Origin of the sequence: Amycolatopsis saalfeldensis, assembly GCF_900110575.1 — a bacterium.
Lineage (GTDB): Bacteria > Actinomycetota > Actinomycetes > Mycobacteriales > Pseudonocardiaceae > Amycolatopsis > Amycolatopsis saalfeldensis.
On the sequence record NZ_FOEF01000014.1, the window covers coordinates 117,586 to 132,768 of the forward strand.

The window sequence follows — 15,183 nt, forward strand, 5'->3', positions numbered from 1 at the left end:
TTACCCGTCAGAGTGACGCCGTGAGGCCTCGCGCGCGCAGCACCGCGCGCTCCGCCGGGCGGAACACCAGCAGCTCGATGCCGACCCCCACCAGCATGATCAGGAAGATCGCCGCGATCACCTTTTCGATGGCGTTCAGCGACGAGCCCTGGTTCAGGTACGCGCCGAGCCCGATGCCCAGCTGGGGCGACAGCGCGATCAGCTCGGCCGCCATCAGCGACCGCCACGAGAACGCCCAGCCCTGCTTCAGCCCGGCGAGGAACCCGGGCAGCGCCGCGGGCAGCAGGATGTGGCGCGCGGACGAAAACCGCCCGGCCCCCATCACCTGGCCGACGCGCGGCAGGATCGGCGGGATCTGGTCGATGCCCGAGACGAGCCCGTTCGCGATCGAGGGCACCGAGCCGAGCAGCACGACGAAGTAGATGGCGCCGTCGTTGATGCCGAACCAGAGGATCGCGGCCGGCACCCAGGCCACCGACGGCAGGCTCTGCAGCCCGGTCAGCAACGGCCCGATCGCCGCCCGCACCACCCGCACCTTGGCCACGAGCAGGCCGAGCGGCGTGCCGATGACCACCCCGGCGGCGAAGCCGAGCGCGGCGCGGTGCACCGAGGTCCAGACGTACTCGAAGACATCGCCGCTGACGAGCCGTTCCCAGAACTCGTCCCACACCGCGAGCGGCGCGGGCAGGTAGGTCTCCGGCCAGAACGCCGCGGCCCACAGCACCTGCCAGATGACCACCAGCAGCACCAGGGCGAGCACCGGCGGGAGGAAGCCCCAGGCGAAGCGCTTCCAGAAGCCCCGGTGCGGTTCCCCGGCCGGTGCGTCGAGGGCGTCGAGCCCAGCACTGACGGCGTCGACGGCGGCGTCGTCGGCGGCAGCGGACCGGTCAAGCGGCGCCATGGGTACTGATCACCTCTCGCAGGTGCCCGGTGATTTCCTCGGTCAGCTCCTCGGCGTCGGCCAGCGGCACGTCGCCCCACTCGCGCACGACCCGGCCGGGCCGCGAGGACAGCAGGACCACGCGCTGGCCGAGCCGGACCGCCTCGCGCACGTCGTGGGTCACGAACAGCACCGAGGTGCCGGTGCTGCGGTAGACGCGCAGCAGTTCGCCCTGCAGGACGTCGCGGGTGATGGCGTCGAGCGCGGCGAACGGCTCGTCCATCAGCAGCAGCGCCTGCTCCGGGTCCCCGCCGACGCGGTGGGTCGCGGCGAGCGCGCGGGCCAGCGCGACGCGTTGGCGCATCCCGCCGGAAAGCTCGTGCGGCCGCTTGTTCCCGGCGCCCTTGAGCCGGACCAGGTCCAGCAGCTCGGCGGCCTTCGCGCGGCGCTCGGCGCGGCCGAAACCCGCCAGCCGCAACGGAAGCTCGACGTTGCGGCTCGCGGTCAGCCACGGCATCAGCGCGGCCTCCTGGAACATCACCGCGGGCCGCGACGTGTTCAGCGTGATCTGCCCCGACGACGGCGCGTCCAGACCCGCCACCAGGTTCAGCAGCGTGCTCTTGCCGCAGCCGGACGCGCCGAGCAGGCAGACGAACTCGCCCGGCGCGACCTCCAGGTCCACCCCGTCCAGCGCGACCACCGCGCGCCCGGCCGGGCCGAACGCCTTGCCGACGCCGTCGAGCCGCACCGCCGCCGCGCCGGTGAAACTCGTCCGTCCACTGGGGAGGGTCGTGGTCATCGCGGGTTCCTCACTGAGTCAGTTCGGGGGCGTTGACGGCGGGCTGGTTCCCGGCCTTCAGCACGTCGTTGAGCGGGCCGAAGTCAGCGAAGCCCTTCAGCGAAACGGCGGACTTAACCACCCCCGCGGTCACCGAGTCCTGGGCAAGCTGCGGGAACTCGGCCGGGATCGGATCGGTGGTCAGCTCGATGCCGGAGAACGCGCGGTCCAGCACCGCCGGGCTCAGGCTGGCGCCGGCCAGGTCCTTGAGCTCGCCGTTGACCACGGTCTTGGCTTCCGCCGGGTTGGCCTTCGCCCAGTCGATCGCGGCCAGCTGGCCCTTGAGCAGCGCGCGCACGGTGTCCGGGTGCTGCTGCAGGAACTCGCTGCGCACGATGACCACCGTGGTGGGGAACCGGCCGTCCGGCCAGAGGGACTTCTCGTCGACCAGCACCTTGGCACCGGCGTCGAGCACCAGCCGCGACGACCACGGCTCGGGCAGCCAGCCGCCGTCGACCTCGCCCTTCTTGAACGCGTCGAGCGTCTTCGGGTTGTCCATCGTGGTGATCTTGACCTGGTCGGTCAGCTTCTTGCCGGCGAGGAACTTCTTGAGCGCGACGTCCTGGGTGTTGGCCAGCTGCGGGGTGGTGAGGTTCTTGCCCTTGAGCTGGTCCACGCTGGTGATGTCCGGCTTCACGACCAGCTGCGCGCCGCCCGAGACCGAGCCGGAGACCAGCTGGATGGTGCCCTTGGACTTGGTGAAGGCGTTGATCGCCGGGCCGGAGCCGATGAACGCGACGTCGAGCGAGTTGCCCAGCAGCGCGTTGACCTCGTCGGGCCCGGCGTTGAAGGTCTGGGTGGTGAGCTTGGTCGAGCCGAGGTTCTGGGCGAAGAAGCCCTTCTTCACCCCGATCAGCGCGGGCGCGTGCGTGACGTTCGGGAAGAACCCGAGCCGGACCTCGGTGGCCGCGCCCTCGTTCGCCGCGGGCGCGGTGGAGGTGTCGGCGCGGGAGCAGCCGGCGAGCACGCCCAGGACGGTCAGGGCGGTCAGTGCCGTGGCCAGGAAGCGGCTGCGGTGGTGGGTGCGCACGTCAGCGTCGCCTTTCGGGGGTTGATGTCCGGCGAGGTTCGCACGGTCACCCACTCGCGTGCAGGGACATCCGCATCCCGGGAAACCTGGTGAGATCCCTTGACAACCAAATCCGGTACGGCTAACGCCACCCAGTGTTGGTAATTCCCATACAGCGCCCCGAAGTGGGGGTTACGGTCGTCTCGATCAACCGGAAACGCTTATGGGGAGAGACAAATGCGACGTTCCGTATCGATTTTCACCGCGACCGCGGCCGTGGCCGCGACCACGCTGGCCATGGCCCCGGCCGCGCTGGCCGACGACAACCCGGACTGGCACGGCAGCTGCACCACCCGCGTCTCGCCGACCGAAGCCAACTACGCCACCGGCTGGGTCAACGCCATTTCCGACGGGGGCAACTGGAAGATCGTCGACATCTACGCCGACCTCCGCAACGCCGGCGGGCAGATCAGCGGCGACAACATCGTCACCGTGAACGTGTTCAAGCAGCCGGGCGCCCAGATCGTCGCCTCGCACGAGTTCAAGAACATCGCCAACGCCGACATCCCGCTGACCGCCGACGTGCTCCCGGCCGTGCTGATCCCCAAGGGCAAGGCCGCCGTCCAGGTCAACGCGACCACCGGCATCAACACCTGGCCGAAGCTCTGCGACGGCACCGGCCTGGTGTTCTGATCGACGCCGGCTGCCGGGCGGGCCTCCCCGGCAGCCGGCCCCATTTTGCCTTGGTGACGAATCGGAGCAGACTGACACAGGGCGTTGGCCTGCTCCCGCCGTGGCCGACGCCGCCCGGGCTGCCACGATCTCCGCACGGCACAGGCGGTTCTCGCCCGGCCGCGGCACTCGACCGGCTACTTCACCGCGTTCGACGCCGACCGGCGCCGGCTCGGCCTGCTCGCCCCGGCTCGACTGTCCTCTTCGGACACGACCGCGGCGGGTGGGGGAGTTCGTCTCCCCCACCCGCCGCGGGTAGTCGTGGATCAGTTCAGCGGGCCGGAACCTAGCCGCAGGACGGATCGCCCGACTGGGCCGGCACGCTCACCGCGTCCCAGGCCGCCTTGATGCTGTTGAACTGGGTGCAGCTGCCCGGGAAGAGGTTCTTCGCCGCGGTCAGCGTCCAGGTGCGGTAGCTCTGGTAGGAGCTGTCACTGGTCTTGAGCAGCATCGCGTTGTAGAAGATCTTCACCGCGTCCTGCACGCCGATCCCGGTGACCGTGGAGTTGTTGCAGGTCGGGCTGACCGGCTGGCCGTTGGTCGGGTTCGTGCCCTCGGCGGCCAGGTAGAACCAGTGGTTGCCGGGGCCCGCCGCGGAGTGCACCTCGGTGCCGGGAATCGAGCTGTCGTAACAGTTCTTGTCACCGAGCTGGGACGGGTCGTACATGTTGCGGATCGGCCCGCTGCCGACGAGGTTCACCTGGTTGCCGACGAGGAAGTCCGGCACGGCGTACGGCGCGGCCTCGTTGGCGTACCACTCGGTCGAGGCGCCGAAGACGTCCGCGACGAACTCCTGGGTGCCGTTGCCGGACAGGCTGCCCGGGGTGTGGTCGTCGATGCCGTGCCCGTGCTCGTGCGCGATCACGTCGATCGAGCCGATCCACTGCCCGGCCGCGTTGTGGCCGATCTGGACCTGGCTGCCGTCGTAGTAGGCGTTCTCGTCGTTCAGGCCGACGCGGATCGGCCAGCCGCCGCCGTTGCCGTCAAAGCTGTTGCGGCCCAGCCAGTCCGTCAGCATCTTGTTCTCGGCCTGGATGCTGTACAGGGCGTCGGCGCACCCGGTTTCCTTGGCGGTCTCGTCGCCGTTGCCCCAGCTGTCGGTGGACTTGGTGAAGGTCTTGTTGGTGTCGGCGTCCTGGCAGCTGACGTTCTTCAGGTTCGGGTCGGTCATCGAGTAGCTGCCGCCGGACTGCGTGGTGTCGATGTGCAGCGGCTCCGGGCCGTTCCACACGCCCTGCGCGTCACCGTAGGCCACGTGCTCCTGCGTGTGCAGCACCTTGCCGGTCAAGGCGTCGACGATGACGTCCAGCTTGCTCGGCCCCTCCGCGTTCCGGCCGGCGACCTGGGACTTCCAGGCCAGTTTCGGCGCGGTGCCGAGCGCGAAGGCGGTGAGCTGCGCGGGGCTCACACTGTCCACAGTGGGCACCTGCTGGCGGGCGATCGCCTCGGCCTGCTGCGCGGTCAGCTTCGGGGTGGTGCTGGGCAGGTTGATCGCGGTGCTCTGCGCGACCGAGGTGGTGAGCACCTTGCCCGCGGAGTTCGTGGCCACGACGAAGTCGCCGCCGACGACCGGCAGGCCCTTGTAGGTGCGGTCGTAGGGCACGTACTTCAGCCCGTTGGTCGACGAAATTACGTTGTGGGGCTGGAAAACGTCATCCGGGCTGGCATGCAGCGCGGCGGGCCGGGCGGCCACCAGCTGCTGCGCGGCCGTGGCGGCCATCGCCTCGGCGGTCTGCGGGCTACGGGGATCGGAAGTCTGTGCCTGGGCAGCCGCGGTCGTGGTGACGGCCGCGGCCAGCACCCCGGCTGCGAGCAGCACGAGTGATCGTCGCAAGGTCATCGGCGAAGTTCTCCTCCGGGCAGGCCGGATCAGGCCCCGGATGGGGGCCGGATTCGGAGTGAGATGGGGACCGAACCCCACCAAGACTCGGGTTTTCGTGAACTTCGAACAACCGACGAAGGTAGTTAATTTTCAACTTCCGGACATCCGGGCCAGCATTCGGCCTATTCCGGCACTCTAGGGATTCGGACTAATCTGACAGAACGCCCATTTCCGACGTACGCCGACCGCGCAGGAGCAGATACACGACGAGCGAAACCACGAAACCCGCGTAGTAGGCCAAATCCGCGCCGTGCAGCGCCGCCGCGACCGGTCCGGTGTAGACAGTCGTGTTCATGAACGGGACGGCGGCGCCGAAGCCGACCACGAACGCGACCAGCGCGGCCCACGAGCGGACCGGCCGCGTCAGCTCCGCGGGAACGTCGACCGCGCGGCCGGCCCGGGCGCGGCGCACCCAGTCCGGCACCACCACGCCGAGGAACGGCGGGATCCAGTAGCTCACGACCAGCAGCACGTTCTGGAACTTCGACGCCAGGTCACCGCTGTGCATCCAGAGAATGAGCGCGAACGCGAGCACGGTCACCAGCACCGCGGACACCGGCCGGCGCAGCCGGACGCCGACGGTCTGCAGCGCGAGCGAGCCGCTGTAGTCGTTCATCGCGTTGGAGGAGACCGCGGCCAGCGCGATGACGAGCAACGCGAGGGCGCCGAGCAGGCCGCCGCCCAGCAGCGCCGAAACGCCCGCGGCGGTCTGGTCCCCCAGAGCGGTGCCGAGTGCGAGCCCGATGCCCTCGCCGATCGCGTACGACGCGGTGAGGCCGAGCATCGTGAACCAGAAGACCCCTCGCGGCCGCGTCGAAGCGGGCAGGTACCGGCTGAAGTCCGACGCGTACGGCGCCCAGGAGATCGCCAGGCTGAGCGTGATCGTCGAGAACAGCACGATGCCGCCGGCGAGGTCACCGCCACTCGCGGAGTTCGTGTACGTGATCGGGTGGTCGAGCACGACCTTCACCGCGAGCGCGACGAAGGCGACCACCAGCACCGCGCTCATCACGGCCTGCACGCGGTGGATCACGGCGTAACCGAACACCCCCAGCGCGCATTGCAGCACCAGCACGATCAGCACCGCGCCCCAGAACGGCAGCGCGGTCAGCTGGGCCAGCGCCTCCCCACCGAACAGCCCGACCAGCGCGTCCCACGCGATCGAGCCGAGCCACTGCACCAGGCCGGGCAGCACCACCCCACGGCGGAACGGCAGCCGCGCGAGCGGCAACTGCCCGGTGCCCGTGCGCGGGCCCCAGGTCGAGAGGTACGCCACCGGCAGCGAGCCGAGCACCGTGCCGGCCAGCAGCACCAGGAACCCGGTGCCGAAGCCGAGGCCGAGCGTGGCGCCGAGGGTGCCGGTGAACACCGCCGTCATGGTCAGGTTCGGCGCGAACCACACGCTGGCCAGCCGCCACGGCCTGCCGAACCGGTTCGCCTCCGGGATCGGCGTGATCCCGTGCGTCTCGATCGCGAAGTCGCCCGCCCCCGTGGGCATCCGCCCGCCGAAGACGTCCGCGTCGATCCCGCTCATCTGCCGCTCCCGTGCTCGTTGCTTCCCGCGAACACCTTAAGCCGCGGACGAAGAAGGCCTCCTCCCCCGCCGTCCGACGGGAGAAGAGGCCTTCACCGACCCTCAGTGCATCAGACGAGCAACAGGAACGCCAAGCCGTTCGGCGAGCCGAGGCCGGTCACGTCGTCGTAGCCCTTTGTCGTGTGGATGGTCAGGTTCGGGTAGTCGAGCGTGCGGGCGGAGGTGAGCAGACCGCCCGAAGCGTCCACGCTGTTCGCGTAGTCCACCCGCTGCACCGCCGCGTCCACGTGCTTCACGTCGCTGATCGCCGAGGTGCGCGAGGTCAGCTTGTAGAGCACCGGGTTGATGAAGCCGTGGTGGAAGTGGTCGAGGCTGTCGGCCACGGCCATGATCCCGGCGAACACCGGCGACGCGAGGCTGGTGCCGCCGATCCGGTACTGGTCGTAGTAGGCGCCGTCCGGGAAGGTCTGCGTCTGCCCCATCAGGAACCCGGTGTTCGGGTCCGCGACGGCGGAGATGTCCGGGACCACGCGGCCCTTCGCGTTGCCGGTCTGGTTCTTCGTCGACAACGCGTCCGGCACGACGCCCTTCTGGTAGAAGGGCTGCGGGAACAGACGGCTCGTGCCGCCGCCGGCGCCGCCGTTGAACGCGCCCGGGAACGCCGGGGTGTACGCGCCGTTCTTCAGCGTCGACTTGCCGGTCTCCCAACCGGTTTCGAACGTCCGCTGGCCGTTCTTGCCGACCGCCAGCGAGGTGCCGCCGACCGCGGTGATCCACGGCGCCGAGGCGGAGAAGTCCGGCGACGGCGTGCCGAGGCGCGCGACCTCGTCGCCGTTGTCACCGGAGGAGAAGTACACGCCGATGCCCTCGAGCACGGCCTGGATCGAGATCTGGTTGAACGCCTTGACCTCGTCGGCGGGGATGTCCTCACCGGTGTCGCCGTAGGAGTTCGACACGATGTCGGCCTTGTGGCCCGCGATCACGTAGTTCAGCGCGGCGTCCAGCGACAGGTCCTGGCAGTCGGCGCCGCCGACGTACAGCAGGTTCGCGCCCGGCGCCAGTGCGTGCGCGGCCTCGACGTCGAGGGTCTCCTCGCCGTACCAGCCCGCGGCGTCACACTGGTCCGGCGCCTCCTGGCCCGGGGTGGGCGGGAAGACGTGCTGGCTGAACTGCCCCTGGGTCAACGGGTGCGACGGGTCGTTGCGCTTGGCGTAGGTGGACGCGTCCGAGTAGATCGTCGGCGAGCCGAAGGCGTCCACGATGGCGATCGTGGTGCCCCTGCCGTCGGCGCCGAGCTTCGCGGCGGTGTCCAGGCCGTACGCCGAACGCAGCTGCGCCGGGGTGTAGCCGCACGGCGCGTACGGAAGCTGCTTGCCCTGGTACGCCGGGTCGGTGGTGTCCACCTTCTCGCCGTAGTAGGTGCTGCAGGGGCCCGCGTTGCGGAAGCCGGGGCCGGGCGCCACGACGCCGGGCTTGGCCGACTGCGCCGCCGGGGTGGCGGAGCCGTCGGTGTGGTCGGGCTTGAACAGGCTGGTCGCCTGGTCCACGCCGATCACGCCGAGCACGTCGTTCGCCAGCGGGGCGGGCACGGACAGGTTCTTGTCCGCGGCACGCAGGGTCTGGCCCTTGACCGAGTACTTGCCGAGCTTGACGGCGAACGCCTGCTGCACCTGGTCCGCGGTGCCGACGGCCTCCACGTACGCGCGGTTCGAAGGCACGTCGCCGATCTGGAAGCCGCTGCCCTGCAGCCAGCTCTTCACCGCGCCGACGGTCTGGTCGGAGGCCGAGAACCGGTCACGAACCTGTTGCGGCGAAAGGTAGTTGCGGTACCCCTTGCTGTCCGGGTCGGACACGGACTGCGCCGCGGCCTCCGCCCCGGCCTGGTCACGCAGGTTCAGGTACACGCGGAAGTCCAGCTTGGCCGAGGGCGCGGTGTCGGCCACCTTGGCCTGCGGGCTGGCCCACAGCGGGTGCGACTGGGGGATGTCCTGGCGCCCCTGCGCCGACGCGACGGCCGGCGCGGTCGCGGCGAGCCCACCCACCACGGCGAGCGAGAGGAACACGGTAAGACTTCTTCGCACAGGCAACTCCCTTGTGAAGCGCGGCCCCCAGGCCGCAGAACGTCCGCACGAGACTATGTCGGCGGTGCCGCGTCAGGGAAGCTTCACACTGGTGAGTTCAGAACCGTTATCTGTCCTCACGGGACAGACCCGCCGGCGCCGTCGGGTTTTCCCTACGAGGAGTCCGGTTCGTCCCGACTGTCCCGAGTGGAATGTCGTGAAAATGGTAGTACGTCCGGTTCCGCTGTGCCGCTCAGCGGTATGGCGGAACACGCGGGGCCGCCGCGCGCCACCTACTTCCGTCGGGCCTCACGAGCTCTTCTGCCGAGCCCCAGCCAGCCTCCGGTCCACGGCGGCGGGCGCGAACACCGATTCGACCACCGTGGCGACCGCGCCGCTCACCGCCGCGTCGCCCCCGCGGCCGCCGATTTCCACGCGCAGGTTCCGCGTCGCGCGCGGCAGGGCGTGGCGGTACAGCACTTCGCGCACCCCGGCGACGAACGACGGCTCCGCGAGGTCCCCCGCGATCACCAGCACCTCCGGGTTCACCACCGACACCACGGTCGCCAGCACCTCCCCCACCTGGCGGCCGGCGATCTCGGCGAGCCGGACGGCGGCGGGCTCGCCCGCGTCGATCCGCTCGCGCACGCCGGAGCCGGACACCGTCGGCAGGCCCTGCTCGGTCAGCCGGGCGGCGAGCGCGCCACCGCTGGCGACGGCCGCCAGGCAGCCGTAAGAGCCGCACATGCAGCGGGCGTCCGGGAAACCGGCCAGGCGGATGTGCCCGATGTCGCCGGCCCCGCCGTCGATGCCGCGGTAGACCTCGCCGCCGATCACCAGCCCCGCGCCGATCCCGGTGGACACCTTGACGAGCACGAACGCCGGCGAGTCCGGATACGTCGAGCGGTGCTCGCCGAGCGCCATCAGGTTCGCGTCGTTGTCCACCAGCACGGGCGCGGCGAAGCGGGTGCCGAGGTGCGCGCCGATCGGATAGCCGTCCCAGCCGGGCATGATCGGCGGCCGGCTCACCCGCGCGACGCCGGGCTCCACCGGCCCCGGCACGGACAGCCCGACACCGGCGACTTCCCCGGCGCCGCGGCCGCTTTCGGCCAGCAGCGCGTCGAACCAGCCGGCGATGGCGTCCAGCACCGGCTCCGGCCCGTCGGCGACGCGCAGGGCGCCGCCGCGGCGCGCGAGCCGTCGTCCGGACAGGTCGGTGACGGCGGCTTCGGTATGCATCGTGTCGACGCTCGCGGCGAGGACCACGGCGTGCCGGTCGTCGAACCGGAGGTACCGCGCGGGCCGCCCGCCGGTCGAACCCTCTTGGCCGCCTTCGGTCAGCAGGCCGGCCGCCTGGAGCTGCTCCAGCCGTCCGACCAGCGTCGACCGCGACAGCCCGGTGACCGTCTGCAGCGCCTTGCGGGTGGTCGCCTGACCGGTCCGGACCAGGTACAACAGCTCGCCCGCCGTGGTGGGGGCCGCTCCGCCGGTCACGCCTGGTCCTCCCTCCGCCGCCGTTCGGGTGTAGCGGACATCATCCCAGGTCACCACTTCTGTCCATTGACACGACAAAAGTCGGAGATAAATTGGACACATGCTGGAAACATCGAGCGCCTTGCGCGCCGCCGCCGCCCGCGTGCTCGAAGACAACTGGCTCGGCTCGTCCACGGTCCCGTCGCGGGGCCTCTACCCCCACCAGTGGAGCTGGGACTCGGCGTTCATCGCGCTGGGCCTGCGCCACCTCGCGCCGGAGCGGGCGCGGCGCGAGCTGGTGACCCTGTTCAACGCGCAATGGCGCGACGGGCGGGTGCCGCACATCCTGTTCAACCCGGACACCCCGGCCGAGGCGTACTTCCCCGGCCCGGGCTTCTGGCGCGCCGGCCGCACGTCCGGGCTGATCCAGCCGCCGGTGCACGCGCGGGCCGTGTGGGCGGTGCACCAGGCCGATCCGGTCGGCTCGGACACGGACACGTTCTTGGCCACGCTGTACCCGAAACTCAAGGCGTGGCACCGTTATCTGCTGGCGCACCGCGACTTCGGCGGCCACGGGCTGGTGTCGATCGTGCACCCGTGGGAGTCCGGAATGGACAACAGCCCGGCCTGGGACGAGCCGCTTTCGCGCGTCACCCCGGCCGACCCCGGCCAGTTCACCCGCCGCGACCTCGAGCACGGCGCGCCCGCGGACCGTCCCACCGACGACGAGTACTGCCGTTACGTGCGGCTCGCCGCGGGCTACCGCGACAGCGACTACTCCGACGTCCACTGGCCGACCGAGCGCGAGGGCTTCACGGTCGAGGACCCGGGTTTCAACGCCCTGCTGGCCGACGCCGAGCTGGCGCTGGCCGAGATCGCCGTGGCGCTGGGCCTGCCCGCCGCCGCGGCGGGCCACCGCGAGAGCGCGGCCCGGATGGCCAAGGCGATGACGGAACGGCTGTGGGACACCCGCGCCGGGTTCTTCTTCCCCCTCGACGTCCGCACCGGCAAGGCCTGCCGCGAGTACACCTGCGGCGGCCTGCTGCCGTTGCTGCTGCCGGACCTCGCCGTGGCGCCCGCCCTCCTCAGCACCGCCACCGGGCCGCGCTTCCGCCTCGGCCAGGTGCTCGCCGTCCCGAGTTACGACCTGACGTCGCCGAGCTTCGACCCGGCGAAGTACTGGCGCGGCCCGGCGTGGGCCAACGTCGGCTGGCTGGTCCGCGAAGGCCTGCTCCGCCACGGCGAAGACGCGCTGGCCCACCAGTTGCGCCTCGACCTGCTGAACCTGGCCCGCTGGACGGACTTCGCCGAGTACGTCGACCCGCTGAGCGCCGCGGGCCACGGCGCCCGCTCGTTCGGCTGGACGGCCGCGCTGGCGATCGACCTGCTCGCCGACGAACGAGCCCGGTAGGACAGCCGCGTGTAACAGAACCGCACGCCTCGGCCACAGGTTCTCCACGCGAGGCGCGCTGCCGTAATCACCCTCCTTAGGATCGGGACGAACTCGATCTTGGGAGCACCATGCCGCGACTTCTGCTGGTCGAGGACGACCAGGCCCTGGCCGAAGCACTCACGCTGGCCCTGGAGGCGCTCGGGCACGAGATCGTCCTCGCGCCGACCGGGGAACGGGCGCTGGAGACCCTGTTCGACGGCCGGCCCGAGCCCGACTTCGTGTTGCTCGACGTCATGCTGCCGGGGATCGACGGCTTCGAGGCCTGCCGCCGGATCCGGGCCAGGAGCCGGCTGCCGGTGATCCTGCTGACCTCGCGGGGCGACCCGATCGACGTGGTGGCCGGGCTCGAGTGCGGGGCCGACGACTACGTGGTCAAACCGGCCGAGCCCCGGGTGCTCGACGCGCGGATCAAGGCGGTCGGCCGTCGCGCCGTGCCCGAGCCCGGGCCGGCGCCGGACGTGCTGCGCGCCGGCGGGCTGGAGCTCGACGCCGGGGCGATGCGCGTGACGCGCGACGGCGCCGAACTGGCGCTCACCGCCACCGAAATCCGCCTGCTGCTCGAATTCGCCCGCCATCCGGACCAGGTGCTGAGCCGCCAGACCCTGCTGAAACGGGTCTGGGACTACGGCTACCTCGGCGATTCCCGGATCGTCGACGCGGCGGTGGCCCGGCTGCGGGCGAAGATCGAGGACGATCCGGCGAACCCGATGGTGCTGCGGACCGTGCGCGGACTCGGGTACCGGATGGTCAACCCGTGAGGCGGCCGGCCTTCGGGCTGCGCGCGCGGGTGACGGCCGCGGTGGTGCTGGTGACCACCACGGCGACCGCGGTGATGGCGCTGGCCGCGGCCCGGCTGCAGGACGAGGACGTGCTGGGCGGTTTCACGTTCGCGGCGCAGTCTTCGTTCGGCAACGTGTTCACGAGGGCTCTGCCCGGATTCCAGCGGGTGGCGGCGGGCACCGACGGCACGGCGAACGTCGACCGCCTGATCGACGACTACTCGCAAGAGTGGATGATCTTCACCAAGGACCCCCAGGGCGCACCCCAGCTGGTCACGTACGCCTCGACCGGCTCCCTGCACCTGCCGAAACCGGCGCCCGTCCGCGTCAACGACCGCCCGGCCGTGGTGGACGCGGTCGCGGACCAGGTCCTGGTGCGCACCGACACCCCGTCGGACCTGCGCACGGCGACCACCACCGACCCGGACAGCGGGCTGAGGCTGCTGGTGGTCAGCGGGAACTACGGCGACTACTGGATGCTGGAGTTCTTCGACATCACCCCGCTCGAAGTGGGGCTGGCCGAGCAACCGCAGAGACTGGTGTACGTCGCGATCGCCGTGGCCCTGCTGGGGGTCGTCGCTGCGCTGTTCGCCGCCTGGCACATCCAGCGCCCGATCCGCCGCGTCGCCTCCGCCGCCCGTCAGCTGGGCGACGGCGCCTTCGACGTGCGCGTCCCGGTCAAGGGCCGCGACGAGCTGGCCGACCTCGCGATGTCGTTCAACACCATGGCGCAGCGGGTCAGCACGTCGATCGAGGACCTGCGCGAGAAGGACGGCCAGCAACAGCGGTTCGTCGCCGACGTCGCGCACGACCTGCGGACCCCGCTCGCCTCCATCGTGGCCACTGTGGACAGTCTCGACAGCGCCAGCCCCGACACCCGCGCCCGGGCGACCCGGCTGCTCGGCACCCAGGCCCGCCGGCTCGCGAAACTCGTCGAGGACCTGATGGAGATCTCCCGCTTCGATGCCGGCTCCACGGACTTCCGCACCGAGCCGGTCGAACTCCCCGCGCTGGTGGAGGACGCGGCCGAGGTCAACGTGCCGGACACGGCGGTCCAGGTCACCAGCACCGGCGACACCGCCGTGGTCGCCGATCCGCGCCGGGTGCACACCATCGTGGGCAACCTGCTGGTCAACGCGGTCCGGCACGGCCGGGCCCCGGTCTCGGTGGCCGTCGACGGCACCTCCGACCCCGTCACGATCGAGGTCCGCGACTCCGGCCCGGGCATCCCCGAGGACCTGCTGCCGATCCTGTTCGACCGCTTCGTCCGGGGCGACCACGCCCGGCAGGCCACCGAGGGCAGCGGGCTGGGCCTGTCCATCGCGCGGGAGAACGCCCGGCTCCACGGCGGTGAGATCACCGCGCGCAACGACGGCGGCGCCGTGCTCACCCTCGGAATCCCACGGCGTGCGGCGGACCCACCAGCGTGATCTCCCGCGGCGTGTAGTGGTCGAAGTACGGCATCGGGAGGTGCGTGAGGATCAGCAGGACGACACTCAGCGTCCCCAGCTGTGACACCTTCAGCTCGCGCCCGCGGTCGCCGAGCCAGAGCCACAGCACCACGAGGAAGTTGGTGATCAGCAGAAAGCCCCAGCGCGCCTCGTCCCAGCCGCCGAAGGCGAGCAGCAGCGGGGCCGCGATCGCCGCCAGCGGCAGCAGCGCCGCGCCGGACGGCCGGTGCAGCACCAGGAATCCGCCGAGCACCACCACCGCGATCGGCACCAGGTAGAGCAGGACGTCGGTGATCGAGTACAGGGCCCAGCTCGCGGCCTGGCCGCGCTCGAACAGCCCCAGCGCGTCGGTCCGGTACGGGAAGTTCGCGCCCGCCAGCGTTTGCCCGAGCCGGCTGACGGCACCGGGCGCGGCCGGCCGCACCGCCAGCACCGTCAGCCCGGCGAGCGCGGGCGCGGCCAGGAAAACGCAGGCCCGCCGGAACGGGAACCGGCGGAGCACCTGGAAACCGAACACCGGGAGCACGGTGAGCAGCGCGATCTCGTGCACGGTCACGGAAGCCACCATGAGCGCACTCGCGATTCCCGGCCGGTTCCGGCGCAGCGCCGCCAATGCGCCGACCAGCAGCAGATAGAGGGTCTGGTCGTAGTACCCCACCTCGTGGAACAGGTAACCGCCGGTCGGCAGCAGCAGGAAGCCGATGATCACCAGCCGCCGGCTGCCGTCTGGGCTGCGGAAGAACGCGATCGCCAGCGCCGCCAGCAACCCGCCGAGCACGGCGTAGCTCGCGACCGCGAAGACGCGGTAGTCGTAGCCGGCGAGGACCGCGAGCGGGTGCAGCAGGGTGCCGACGAGGAACCGCCGGTGGAAACCGTCGGTCAGGGAGGTGGACTCCAGCGTCGCCACCCAGGTCCCCGGCAGCCGGAACCCGGTGTACCCGGCCAGGCCCACGGCGATCACGAACAGCCCCGTGCCGAGCCACCGGACCGGTTTCCCGGCCCGCGCCGGGGCCGGGATCGGGGCCGGCGCGGGCCGCGTTTCGGACAGGGTTGTCATCGCTTGGTCCTCCCATGATCGCTTGGGATCCAAGC

General features: G+C 71.1%; 12 protein-coding genes. 4 read left to right on the top strand and 8 right to left on the bottom strand.

From position 1 onward, the window contains the following. Positions 1-7: 7 nt before the first annotated feature. The 3 genes from BMY97_RS28390 to BMY97_RS28400 are packed head-to-tail and all read right to left on the bottom strand — an operon-like array spanning position 8 to position 2,748. Positions 8-901 (bottom strand): ABC transporter permease, encoded by an 894-nt coding sequence (locus BMY97_RS28390; protein WP_091622229.1) that lies wholly within the window; start codon positions 899-901, stop codon positions 8-10. Further along, entirely contained in the window at positions 888-1,679 is a 792-nt protein-coding gene (locus BMY97_RS28395; protein WP_091622232.1) for an ABC transporter ATP-binding protein, read from the bottom strand. The genes BMY97_RS28390 and BMY97_RS28395 overlap by 14 nt, the downstream gene beginning before the upstream one ends. Positions 1,680-1,689: 10 nt before the next feature. Continuing rightward, positions 1,690-2,748 carry an ABC transporter substrate-binding protein gene (locus BMY97_RS28400; protein WP_091622234.1) on the bottom strand — a complete coding sequence of 353 codons (1,059 nt, stop codon included), beginning with the start codon at positions 2,746-2,748 and terminating at the stop codon, positions 1,690-1,692. Positions 2,749-2,964: 216 nt separating this feature from the next. Here BMY97_RS28400 and BMY97_RS28405 point away from each other — a divergent pair, with 216 nt between their 5' ends. Next, entirely contained in the window at positions 2,965-3,420 is a 456-nt protein-coding gene (locus BMY97_RS28405) for a hypothetical protein (protein WP_091622237.1), read from the top strand. Between the two features lie 325 nt (positions 3,421-3,745). Here BMY97_RS28405 and BMY97_RS28410 read toward each other — a convergent pair whose 3' ends face one another. The 4 genes from BMY97_RS28410 to BMY97_RS28425 all read right to left on the bottom strand — a co-directional run bounded on the left by BMY97_RS28410 (position 3,746) and on the right by BMY97_RS28425 (position 10,429). Then, positions 3,746-5,299 carry a M4 family metallopeptidase gene (locus BMY97_RS28410; RefSeq protein WP_091622239.1) on the bottom strand — a complete coding sequence of 518 codons (1,554 nt, stop codon included), beginning with the start codon at positions 5,297-5,299 and terminating at the stop codon, positions 3,746-3,748. Between the two features lie 190 nt (positions 5,300-5,489). Next, positions 5,490-6,875 (bottom strand): purine-cytosine permease family protein, encoded by a 1,386-nt coding sequence (locus tag BMY97_RS28415; protein WP_091622242.1) that lies wholly within the window; start codon positions 6,873-6,875, stop codon positions 5,490-5,492. 110 nt (positions 6,876-6,985) lie between these two features. Beyond that, a complete protein-coding gene (locus BMY97_RS28420) occupies positions 6,986-8,956 on the bottom strand; it encodes a S53 family peptidase (protein WP_091622244.1) in 1,971 nt (656 codons plus the stop codon). Positions 8,957-9,244: 288 nt separating this feature from the next. After that, positions 9,245-10,429 (bottom strand): ROK family protein, encoded by a 1,185-nt coding sequence (locus BMY97_RS28425; RefSeq protein ID WP_245787535.1) that lies wholly within the window; start codon positions 10,427-10,429, stop codon positions 9,245-9,247. A gap of 100 nt (positions 10,430-10,529) precedes the next feature. Between BMY97_RS28425 and BMY97_RS28430 the strand changes: the two genes are divergently transcribed. The 3 genes from BMY97_RS28430 (at position 10,530) to BMY97_RS28440 (ending at position 14,070) form a co-directional block, all read left to right on the top strand. Next, complete coding sequence (locus BMY97_RS28430) at positions 10,530-11,819, top strand: MGH1-like glycoside hydrolase domain-containing protein (RefSeq protein WP_091622250.1); 1,290 nt, start codon at positions 10,530-10,532, stop codon at positions 11,817-11,819. A gap of 110 nt (positions 11,820-11,929) precedes the next feature. Next, positions 11,930-12,619 carry a response regulator transcription factor gene (locus tag BMY97_RS28435; protein WP_091622253.1) on the top strand — a complete coding sequence of 230 codons (690 nt, stop codon included), beginning with the start codon at positions 11,930-11,932 and terminating at the stop codon, positions 12,617-12,619. Continuing rightward, positions 12,616-14,070 (top strand): sensor histidine kinase, encoded by a 1,455-nt coding sequence (locus BMY97_RS28440; RefSeq protein WP_245787536.1) that lies wholly within the window; start codon positions 12,616-12,618, stop codon positions 14,068-14,070. Before BMY97_RS28435 ends, BMY97_RS28440 begins: the two co-directional genes overlap by 4 nt. Here BMY97_RS28440 and BMY97_RS28445 read toward each other — a convergent pair. Then, positions 14,027-15,148 carry a hypothetical protein gene (locus BMY97_RS28445; RefSeq protein WP_091622255.1) on the bottom strand — a complete coding sequence of 374 codons (1,122 nt, stop codon included), beginning with the start codon at positions 15,146-15,148 and terminating at the stop codon, positions 14,027-14,029. The two genes, BMY97_RS28440 and BMY97_RS28445, sit on opposite strands and share 44 nt — an antisense overlap. Between the last annotated feature and the right edge of the window lie 35 nt (positions 15,149-15,183).

Excerpts from the sequence above, each read along its gene's own strand:
- BMY97_RS28390 (WP_091622229.1), bottom strand. The coding sequence starts at position 901 with ATGGCGCCGCTTGACCGGTCCGCTGCCGCCGACGACGCCGCCGTCGAC.
- BMY97_RS28395 (WP_091622232.1), bottom strand. The coding sequence starts at position 1,679 with ATGACCACGACCCTCCCCAGTGGACGGACGAGTTTCACCGGCGCGGCG.
- BMY97_RS28405 (WP_091622237.1), top strand. The coding sequence starts at position 2,965 with ATGCGACGTTCCGTATCGATTTTCACCGCGACCGCGGCCGTGGCCGCG.
- BMY97_RS28410 (WP_091622239.1), bottom strand. The coding sequence starts at position 5,299 with ATGACCTTGCGACGATCACTCGTGCTGCTCGCAGCCGGGGTGCTGGCC.
- BMY97_RS28415 (WP_091622242.1), bottom strand. The coding sequence starts at position 6,875 with ATGAGCGGGATCGACGCGGACGTCTTCGGCGGGCGGATGCCCACGGGG.
- BMY97_RS28430 (WP_091622250.1), top strand. The coding sequence starts at position 10,530 with ATGCTGGAAACATCGAGCGCCTTGCGCGCCGCCGCCGCCCGCGTGCTC.
- BMY97_RS28435 (WP_091622253.1), top strand. The coding sequence starts at position 11,930 with ATGCCGCGACTTCTGCTGGTCGAGGACGACCAGGCCCTGGCCGAAGCA.
- BMY97_RS28445 (WP_091622255.1), bottom strand. The coding sequence starts at position 15,148 with ATGACAACCCTGTCCGAAACGCGGCCCGCGCCGGCCCCGATCCCGGCC.